The 1,348-nt window shown below is 71.2% G+C and carries 2 protein-coding genes; both read right to left on the bottom strand.

The annotated features are described in order from the left end of the window. Window positions 1–235: 235 nt before the first annotated feature. On the bottom strand, window positions 236–1,036 hold the full coding sequence (locus tag JNW91_RS31395; RefSeq protein WP_203179046.1) for an isoprenyl transferase: 801 nt from the start codon (window positions 1,034–1,036) through the stop codon (window positions 236–238). Window positions 1,037–1,044: 8 nt separating this feature from the next. Continuing rightward, window positions 1,045–1,348, bottom strand: a 304-nt coding sequence (locus JNW91_RS31390) for a DNA repair protein RecO C-terminal domain-containing protein (protein ID WP_203179045.1), incomplete at its 5' end; no start/stop codon positions are given.

Here is a 1,348-nt window from a genome sequence, read left to right as displayed (position 1 = left end):
TCACCGCCCACTGGGCAATGCGCTTCTGGATCATGTGGGTTCACCTCCGTCAGTGGCTTCTGACGTCTCTGGTACCCAGAGTGACGGGGTGGTAAGCCTGCGTGCGCCGGCGGCGGCCAGCGGCACCGCGATGGCCATCACCGCCCACTGGGCAATGCGCTTCTGGATCATGTGGGTTCACCTCCGTCAGTGGCTTCTGACGTCTCTGGTACCCAGAGTGACGGGGTGGTAAGCCTCAGATCGTCGGTGCCACCGGGTTGGGCAGCGCGCCCCCGAACCGCCGGTCGCGCTGGGCGTACAGCTCGCACGCGTACCAGAGGTGGCGGCGGTCGAAGTCCGGCCAGAGCGTGTCCAGGAAGACCAGCTCGGCGTACGCGGTCTGCCAGAGCAGGAAGTTGGAGATCCGCTCCTCGCCGGACGGGCGCAGGAACAGGTCCACCTCCGGGATCTCCGGGTGGTAGAGGTACTTCGCCACGGTCTTTTCGGTGACCTTAGCGGGGTCGAGTCGGCCGGCCGCCACGTCGCGGGCGATCGCGGCGGCGGCGTCGCCGATCTCGGCCTGCCCGCCGTAGTTGACGCAGAACTGCAGGGTCAGCGTCGAGTTGCCCTGGGACATCTCCTCGGCGGTCTGCAACTCGGAGATGACGCTCTTCCACAGGCGGCCGGGCCGGCCCGACCAGACCACCCGGACGCCGAGGTCGACGAGCTGGTCGCGGCGGCGGCGGATGACGTCCCGGTTGAACCCCATCAGGAACCGGACCTCGTCCGGTGAGCGGCGCCAGTTCTCGGTGGAGAACGCGTACGCCGACAGGTAGGGGATGCCCATCTCGATCGCGCCCTCGATGGTGTCGAAGAGGCTGTGCTCCCCCGCTTCGTGACCCTTGGTGCGGGGCAGCCCGCGGTCCTTGGCCCACCGCCCGTTGCCGTCCATCACCACGGCCACGTGCTTCGGCACCGCCTCGCCGGGCAGCGCCGGTGGCCGGGCGCCGGACGGGTGGGGTGTCGGTGGCACCGGCTCACGCCGGCTGGCCCTCATCGATCGGATCACTCGGCTCTCTCCCTGCTCGCACCGTCCGCTCCGGCCTCGACGTCGCCGCGCGGCCGGAGCATCGCCGCCCCGCCGCCGCCGGACGGCGGGACCGTGCCGGCGACCGAGGGACCCCGGTCGACCAGCGGCAGCGAGCGTAGCGCGCGCTCCAGGTGCCACTGCAGGTGCGCCGCGACCAGCCCACTGCACTCCCGGCGTACGCCGGTGTCGGTGGCGTCGGCGAGCACCCAGTCACCGGTGGTCAGCGCGGACATCAGATCGATGGTGGCCGGGGCGGGGTGGGCCGCGCCGGGGTGGCCG

Source organism: Micromonospora parastrephiae (assembly GCF_016802865.1).
Taxonomy (GTDB): Bacteria; Actinomycetota; Actinomycetes; order Mycobacteriales; family Micromonosporaceae; genus Micromonospora; species Micromonospora parastrephiae.
Note: the sequence above shows the minus strand (reverse complement) of the source record. Positions and strands in the feature narration are given on the sequence as shown.

What these genes read in the sequence shown, in the direction of transcription:
- JNW91_RS31395 (WP_203179046.1), bottom strand. Translation starts at nt 1,036, where the DNA reads ATGAGGGCCAGCCGGCGTGAGCCGGTGCCACCGACACCCCACCCGTCC.